Origin of the sequence: Dictyobacter arantiisoli, assembly GCF_008326305.1 — a bacterium.
Lineage (GTDB): Bacteria > Chloroflexota > Ktedonobacteria > Ktedonobacterales > Ktedonobacteraceae > Dictyobacter > Dictyobacter arantiisoli.
The window spans coordinates 56322-63957 of sequence record NZ_BIXY01000035.1 but is presented as its reverse complement, the minus strand read 5'-3'; the positions used below and the strand labels follow the sequence as shown (position 1 = coordinate 63957).

The 7636-nt window shown below is 49.4% G+C and carries 9 protein-coding genes; 5 read left to right on the top strand and 4 right to left on the bottom strand.

All coding sequences use genetic code 11. The features are described 5' to 3' along the window. Positions 1-312 precede the first annotated feature (312 nt). On the top strand, positions 313-2064 hold the full coding sequence (locus F1593_RS13190; protein ID WP_149402035.1) for a methyl-accepting chemotaxis protein: 1752 nt from the start codon (positions 313-315) through the stop codon (positions 2062-2064). 27 nt (positions 2065-2091) lie between these two features. On the opposite strand, the gene F1593_RS13185 is transcribed toward F1593_RS13190, so the two are convergent. From F1593_RS13185 to upp, 4 genes are all read right to left on the bottom strand, one after another. Beyond that, the gene (locus tag F1593_RS13185) at positions 2092-2352 is read right to left on the bottom strand and encodes a tetratricopeptide repeat protein (protein ID WP_149402034.1); all 261 of its coding nucleotides are present in this window, start codon (positions 2350-2352) and stop codon (positions 2092-2094) included. A gap of 450 nt (positions 2353-2802) precedes the next feature. Further along, complete coding sequence (locus tag F1593_RS13180) at positions 2803-3201, bottom strand: response regulator (protein ID WP_149402033.1); 399 nt, start codon at positions 3199-3201, stop codon at positions 2803-2805. A gap of 317 nt (positions 3202-3518) precedes the next feature. Beyond that, positions 3519-4025, bottom strand: a complete 507-nt coding sequence (locus F1593_RS13175; RefSeq protein ID WP_149402032.1) for a RodZ family helix-turn-helix domain-containing protein — start codon at positions 4023-4025, stop codon at positions 3519-3521. A 43-nt stretch (positions 4026-4068) separates the two neighbouring features. Continuing rightward, the gene (upp, locus tag F1593_RS13170; protein WP_149402036.1) at positions 4069-4737 is read right to left on the bottom strand and encodes a uracil phosphoribosyltransferase; all 669 of its coding nucleotides are present in this window, start codon (positions 4735-4737) and stop codon (positions 4069-4071) included. Between the two features lie 201 nt (positions 4738-4938). Between upp and F1593_RS13165 the strand changes: the two genes are divergently transcribed. The 4 genes from F1593_RS13165 to F1593_RS13150 are packed head-to-tail and all read left to right on the top strand — an operon-like array spanning position 4939 to position 7560. Next, positions 4939-5229, top strand: a complete 291-nt coding sequence (locus F1593_RS13165) for a DUF503 domain-containing protein (RefSeq protein ID WP_149402031.1) — start codon at positions 4939-4941, stop codon at positions 5227-5229. A gap of 13 nt (positions 5230-5242) precedes the next feature. Next, positions 5243-6028 carry a WecB/TagA/CpsF family glycosyltransferase gene (locus F1593_RS13160; protein ID WP_149402030.1) on the top strand — a complete coding sequence of 262 codons (786 nt, stop codon included), beginning with the start codon at positions 5243-5245 and terminating at the stop codon, positions 6026-6028. Then, positions 6018-7046 (top strand): bifunctional heptose 7-phosphate kinase/heptose 1-phosphate adenyltransferase, encoded by a 1029-nt coding sequence (locus F1593_RS13155; RefSeq protein WP_149402029.1) that lies wholly within the window; start codon positions 6018-6020, stop codon positions 7044-7046. Before F1593_RS13160 ends, F1593_RS13155 begins: the two co-directional genes overlap by 11 nt. After that, positions 7039-7560 carry an adenylyltransferase/cytidyltransferase family protein gene (locus F1593_RS13150; protein ID WP_149402028.1) on the top strand — a complete coding sequence of 174 codons (522 nt, stop codon included), beginning with the start codon at positions 7039-7041 and terminating at the stop codon, positions 7558-7560. Before F1593_RS13155 ends, F1593_RS13150 begins: the two co-directional genes overlap by 8 nt. Positions 7561-7636 lie beyond the last annotated feature (76 nt).

Genomic DNA, 7636 nt, shown 5'->3' with positions numbered 1-7636 from the left:
GTCTGCTGATCCGCTGGGAGAAGCGCCCGCGTTCCTATCAGACCTTGTTGTGCTTGGCTTGTGCGCTCATTTGCTTTCAACAATGTGATCGCGTTTCCTCCTTGTAGGTTTTCGGATAAGTTCTTACGGGTGGAGAGGAACGACCCTCTCGCCCCCAGCTCTCCTTCCGGCCTGTTCTGGTGCGGCTTTGGAGCGAGGTTGCAATGTTCCTCCACCCGTAAAGGGCGGTTGCTACTTGTTGATCCCGATTACATATGTTATTCTGCGTAAAGCAATATTGCTGTTCTTCTACGAGATAAAGGCGCAAAAGTTATGTCAGAACGGAAACCGCAAAGTAATCATTCTGCTGTGCGCGTATTTATAAAACGACCCGTGAATGATTATTTCTTGAGACGTGAAGTAGCAAGTAACGTATCTGTTTCCCAGGAGGATGCAGAGGCAGAGAAGAATAATCAGCAACCAGGTTCCAATTCTCCTGTATCAACGGTAAAGGATAGCCATGTGCAACAGGTGAAAGAGTTGGTGAGACTGTGTGGCGTGCTCCGTGCGGATTTAAGCCTGGATGAGGTTTTACAACAAATTGTCAACTCAACCGCGGCCTGTACCGGTTTCAAGCTTGTCTGTATCAATCTTCTAGATCAAAGTGGATCGATGCTACATGCAGCAGCTGCAACAGGTCTCCCCGCAGAACTCTGGCGCAAGTTGCGTGAAAACCCTAATTCTCTTAGTGTAATTCTGAATATGTTACGTCCCGAGTTCCGTATCAGCCAGAGCTTCTTTATCCCTCATGGGCATGAAGATGAACTTGCCGAGGTAAGCTTTGTAACGGTAAGAAGTTCCGAGGGAAAAGTCTATCGGCCAGGACAATGGCATCCCGAGGATGTCCTCATCATCCCTTTGTATTGGTCCAATAAGCAGGAAATGATCGGTTGTATTTCTTTGGATGATCCTGCGGATGGCCTGGTTCCCACCGAAGATACTATTGAGATGGCAGAGCTATTTGCCAGCAAGGCCGCGATAGCCATCGAGAATGCGCGTAAATTTCAGGAACGTGAAGCAGAACGTCTCGCTCTGGAAGACGGTATCGCTGTTTTAAGTAAAGATATCGCGCTCCTGGCCCAGGGTGATATGCAAGTTCGCATCACTTCACAGCATCCTCGCTTGCAGCCCATCACCACTGCGCTGAACTCAACCATTGATCAGATCAGCACTATTTTATACGAGATGCAGACGATGACGCAGGTTGTCGATGAGCATATGCAGAATGTACAACGTAATACGGAACTGCTATTCCAGGATACCCATCAGCAAGAACTACAAGTACATCAAATCTCGCGTACCATTGAAGATTTTGCCCAGAGGATGCATACGATCTCGAAGCAGGCGGCCAATCTCTCCAAAACAGCTATTGATGGCGTGGATGTGACGCGTGAGGCCCAGACGACGGTCGATCGTACCGTGGAAGGTATGGGCATTGTGCGAGATGCGACGCTGCAATCGGCGCGCATGATGAAGAAATTGAGTGAGAGCGGCCAGGAAATCAATGAGACCGTCCTGGTGATGAATGACTTGACGATGCGTATGCATTTACTGGCTTTGAACGCAGCCATTGAAGCGACACGTGCCGGTGAGCATGGACGAGGCTTTACCGTCATTGCGCAAGAGGTCCGTGCGCTCGCGACCAGTAGTACCGAGGCGGCACGTAAAGTAGGTGAATATATTCGCACCATTCAGCAGGAAACGACCAAAGCATCCCAGGGTGTTGAGCAGAGCACCCAGGAAGTAGTCAAGCAAACGGAACTGGTAATGCAGACTGGCGTCGCTCTGGATGCGGTTGGAATTGTGACTGATCAGTTAACTCAGCTCATTGACGGCATCTGTTCAACGGCTGGCAACCAGATGCAAGGATCGCAACTCGTGGTTACAGCGATCTCCGAAATTTTGCGTATGACGGGCGATGTCACCCGCCATATGCATGATATGCAGCAATCAACCAACAGCCTGGTAGAGATTTCCAATACGCTCCGTTCGCGTCTCTCATCGCTCCATTTGCGTGGTGCTTAAAATAGGGAGAAATGCCGTTTTTTTGGGTTAGCAGCAATGGCCCAGATTGCGTGCCTCTGCGTAGGCCGTCTGGGCCTCTGTCTTTCTTCCCAACTGCTCTAAGACCTGACCCTTATGGTAGTACAGAACTGCCTGGCGAGGAGTCAAACTGATCGCCTGTTCATATGCATAGAGGGCCGTTTCTGGAATATCGGGATCAATCACATCATTCTGCTCAGGCATATGCTTCCATGTAAAAATCGATGAATAAAGTTCACTCATATCGTTTGAGAGAGCCGGACTATTCATTGCCGCCCTTCCTTCTTTCTTCCTTTGTTACTCTGTTCTTCCGTGATGAACATTGCTCTGTGTCATACATAAACTCCCAGATATATGGATGACGCTCATCCCTGCCTTCGCTCTTTTCTGTATCCCTCTCTATCATACTCTCCTTCTTAAAAGTGATAAAGGGAATCTAGTACTTTCTTGCTTCTTACTGACCATTTTGGTAGGAGCGAATTAACGCGCTGTTTCAAACTGCTTCTTATAGTAACAAAATGAGTGGTTATATATCATGAATAGTGGCTCCAGGAGTAGCGTAAAGTAGGAACGAATGGAAGAAAAAAAAGAGTACACGGGTATACAAATCCTGATTTTCTATACCTGTGGTACTGCTTATTGGATGGATTCAGGATGCTTGAATAATCGATTGTGCTCTATGTATATATGTGGCACCGCTTTTTCAAATCATGAGGAAGATTATTTCTCAATCAGTCTGCTAATTGTTTGGAGTAGATCGTCTAACTCGAATGGTTTCTCGATATAGGGTAGACGTAAGATATCCAGTTCTTTTTCTGTGAAATTGGCACTCATAAAGAGGACAGGGGTATCTTCGAGTTCTTCAGTGGTATGGAGAAGATGATAGAGCTCAAGACCATCCATACCGGGCAATTGATAATCGAGCAGCAGCATATCTGGTTTTGTTGTTTGGATGCTCCGTAAGGCTTTGAAGGCATCGATCGCCAGGGTTGCATGATAGTCTGTTTCTTGTTCAATCGCATGCACAATGAATTCCCCGATATCAGTATCATCCTCTACAATGAGTATGTTTTTTTCATCTAGGATCTGCTTAAATAATGGTGTGGCATCTTGAGGCATACTGCTACTTCCTTCTTTTAACAAGTTCAAGCACTAAATATATATTAGGTACGTGAGCAGGTGGATAGGCGTTTCAATCATGGACCCTGTCACGGTGTAAAAAAGCCGTAGCCGCCATCCACCCGTTTACGGTGGTTTCCCCATCCACGTAGATGATTTTCCCTTTTCCTTTGTCAAAAATCATGAACGGGGGCATCTACATTGGCTTCTGTCCGTTGTTGAAGGCTGCTGCATAGAAGAGTATTGGAAAGCTCTATTCAGAGCAAGCAAACAAGCTGAATAGCGCTTGCTTGCTCTGAATAGGGAAGTGTCACAGATTAGCGTTTGCGGGGATGGTGTTTCTTAACCCGTGGATCGTCATATTCGCGATACAGGCGTTTCCCGATCTTCCAGCCAAAATAGCCACAGACGATAACCGCAATCATAGCAATGATGACCATAAAAATACGAATGATGGTGCTCAGATTGCTCTGGAACACGCTGGCGAGAGGGCTGGCATAAAAGCGACCAAGCACTGCCACGCTTAAGCTCAAGAGCAAGCCGACCATGGTCCCGAGGCAGCAACCAAGTGGGCCACCATTTGCCTCTCCTTGAGCCTCTGGCGGCAATGACGTTGTGGTAGTACTATCCGGTTGGGATGGCGCGCCGGGTGCTGACTGATTGACTGATGCTTCAGCAGGGAGAATCGATTGAGCGTTGGGCATCGGGCTTGCAGTTTCAGCTCCTGGTATGGTGTTGGAGAATGGAACAGGTGCATTCTCCGGCGTTTGTTTGCTTTCGGCGTTATAATCCTCAGACGGAAATGAATCTGATGGCGTAGACACAGAAGTTAATCCTTTACATCTGCAAATGAGCTATTGTTAGTATTTAGAAGGTGCCGAACTGGCGATCTCCCGCATCTCCCAGACCAGGAATGATATAACCATTATCATTGAGCGCCTCATCGAGGGCGGCCACATAAATATTGATATCGGGATGGGCCTGTGACAGTCGCATCAAACCATAGGGAGCCGCGATAATACCAAGGTAAGAAAGGCGTGGAATGCCCCGGCGTTTCAGGATATTAATGGCATCAATTGCGGAACCGCCGGTTGCCAGCATCGGATCTACCGCATAGACGACCTGTAGATCGACATGATGTGGCAAGCGATTGTAATATTCCAACGCCTTCAACGTCTCTTCATCGCGGCGCAATCCCAGGTGCCAGACCTGTACATCTGGAATGACCTGTCGGAAGCCCTCGGCCAGTCCCAGGCCCGCGCGTAAAATAGGGGTAACGCCAATACCACCCGCCAGGGAATAGCCCGCCATCGGTTGTAGTGGTGTCTCAATCGAGCATTTCTCAAGTGTCAGCGAAGCCGTAGCCTCATAAGCCAGCAAGGCACCGATCTCCTGTACCAATTGATAAAATTGTGGCGTTGGTGTGTTCTTGTTACGCAGTAAGGTCATTTTATGGGCCATCACCGGATGAGTGGAGATGTGGACACGGGGAAGTTTCATCACTTCTTCGCGTGTAGGTTGAGGAATGCCTTGCATCGGTAATTTCGCACGATCACCCTGTGGACTGGTTCCTAGCATAGTTGTATCCCCTCGCTGTCTATCACATTGTCTTTATCAAGGATTGTATCAGAGTTAGCGAAAGGCGTCGAGTCTACCGTGAGGGCTGTTTGTTTTTCCTTATAGGCCATAGGTCAAGTATCAGAGAAAATACGATCTTCCATATGCTATACTACACGCATGGTTATAGCTGCAGCTGAAATAACATTACATTTGCCTGATTGTCACTCATTAAAGGATAAACGGCAGATTATCAAATCCGTCATGGCGCGCGTGCGTAATCAGTTCGAGATCGCAATTGCCGAAGTGGGAGATAATGATCTCTGGCAAAGCGCGAAAATCGGAGTGAGCCACGTGAGTAACAGTGACCAGCACTCTGGCGAAGTGCTCGAACATATCCGTCGTTATATAGAAGAGACTCGACCCGATGTGGTTATCTCTGCATTTGAAAAAGAAATAATTCATTGGTAAATTTATGGTACACATGTTTAATACATTACCGTTCACTGTACCACCATCAGTCTATGTACTTGGCGTACGCGTAGATCGTTTGACTCGACGTCAGGTTGTTGCTTCTTTAGAACACATCATCGCCCTGGCTCGTAGCAGTCAGGACCCCCTGCCCTGTCAGCAAATCATTACCGTAAATCCTGAGTTTGTTATGGCGGCACAACGTAATACGCTGTTCCGCCAATGTATTAATCAGGCTGCCCTGGTAATGGCGGATGGCATCGGCATTGTGTTGGCGGCGCGTTATTTACGGCAACCAACCCCCGAACGTGTGACTGGTGTCGATACTCTGGTTGATCTTGCCCATCTGTGTGCTTCCCATAGCTATCGCCTCTATTTATTGGGGGCCGCGCCAGGGATCGCTGAGGAGGCTGCGCAGCGCCTGCTGAATCTGGCACCAGGGCTCATGATTGCTGGTACCTATGCTGGTTCTCCCGCGCCTGCTGAAGAAGATGAGATTATTGAGCGTATTCGTACGTCTCAGGCTGATGTGCTCTGTGTGGCCTATGGCGCTCCTGCCCAGGATCTCTGGATTCAACGCAATCTTTCACGCCTGCCTGTCGCTGTGGCGATGGGGGTTGGTGGCTCCTTTGATTTTTTAACCGGACGGCAACGCCGTGCTCCCCGTTGGCTACAACAATTGGGACTGGAATGGCTGTATCGGCTCTATCGAGAGCCATGGCGCTGGCGCAGGATGCTGGCTCTCCCACAATTTGCATTACAAGTTGTATTGAAAGGGCATAAGTTATATGACGCTTAATGTTCCTACCTCATTCCCTTCCGCCACGCGCCTTGGCGCATTGATTCGAGCGTTTGCGGGCAAGCGTGTGCTGGTCATTGGGGATATGGTGGCTGATGAATATTTAATTGGCAATCCTACTCGTATATCGCGCGAAGCCCCGGTCCTGATTTTGGACCTTACCGAGGAACGTACCGTTCCGGGTGGCGCGTGTAATGTCGCTATCAATGCTAATTCTCTTGGCTCTGAAGTCTTTCTCGCTGGCGTGGTCGGCGATGATATTCCTGGTCATAAATTGCGCCAGGCCATTCAGGCACTGCATATGAACCAGGATGGGGTGATCTCTGATGCGCAACGCTCAACCTCTACCAAGACACGCGTTCTGGCTGGCAGTTCACAGATTGTGCAGCAGCACATTGTGCGCCTGGATCGTGTGAATACTTCGGATATTGAGGAACCCTGCAAGGGTCAGATCATTCGTTATATAGAGCAAGCCTTGCCACAGATTGATGCGGTTGTGCTTTCCGATTATGAAAGTGGTATGATCAGTCCTGAGATTATCGAGATTTGTGTGCCAGCGGCGCGTGCGCTCAATAAAGTGGTTGTCGTGGATGCCCATGGTTCCCTTTTTCGCTTCCAGGGTGTGACGGCCCTGACCCCCAATCAACCCGAGGCTGAGCTAACGCTGGGCATGACAATTGTGACTGAACAGGATTTAAATCAGGCTGGTGAACGTTTGTTAGAGGGAAGCCAGGCGCAGGGCGTGTTGATTACCCGTGGTAGTGAGGGGATGAGCTTATTTGAGGTGAACAAGCCGCCGCTCCATTTGCCGCTGCATCCCTGGCCCTTTACCAGTGAGATTGTTGATACCAATGGGGCGGGTGATACCGTCGCCGCTACCTTTACCCTTGCCTTGACGGCGGGAGCCAGTATGTCTGAAGCGGCATATCTTGCGAACGCGGCGGCGGCCATGGTTGTACGCCGTATGGGCTGCGCGAGCAATACACCGGCAGAATTGATGGGAATTTTACATGAATAATGTGTCACCTGGAACACGCCAGAAAATCTTGCAACGTGCTGAACTGACATCTGAAGTGCGTCGCCGCCAGCAAGCTGGCGAACGCTGTGTTTTTACCAACGGCTGTTTTGACCTGATACATCTTGGCCATGTACGCTATCTCCAGGCCGCCCGAGCATTGGGGAATTTTCTGATACTGGGCCTGAATAATGATGAGAGCGTCACACGCTTAAAAGGTCCAACTCGTCCATTGGTACCTGAGAACGAGCGAGCTGAAATTATGGCTGCCCTGCAATGTATTGATTATGTCACCATCTTCCCGGAGGCAACCGCATCCCCTTTAGTGGATCTGCTCCAGCCAGCGATCTATGTCAAAGGCGCGGATTATATGGGGGCTCACGGCGATCAACCAGATCTGACACGCCTGCCCGAGGCACAACATGTCTTTGCCTATGGCGGCGCTGTCCGTTTAATTGCCTATGAGCCTCATCACTCCACAACCGAATTAATCACAAAGATCAAACATTTACCCTAGGAGCAGGGAGGGCAGGGGACGGCAGTCCCACTGCCGGGGAATGGGGTGTCCCCATCCCATCCCTCTTATTCTCCCG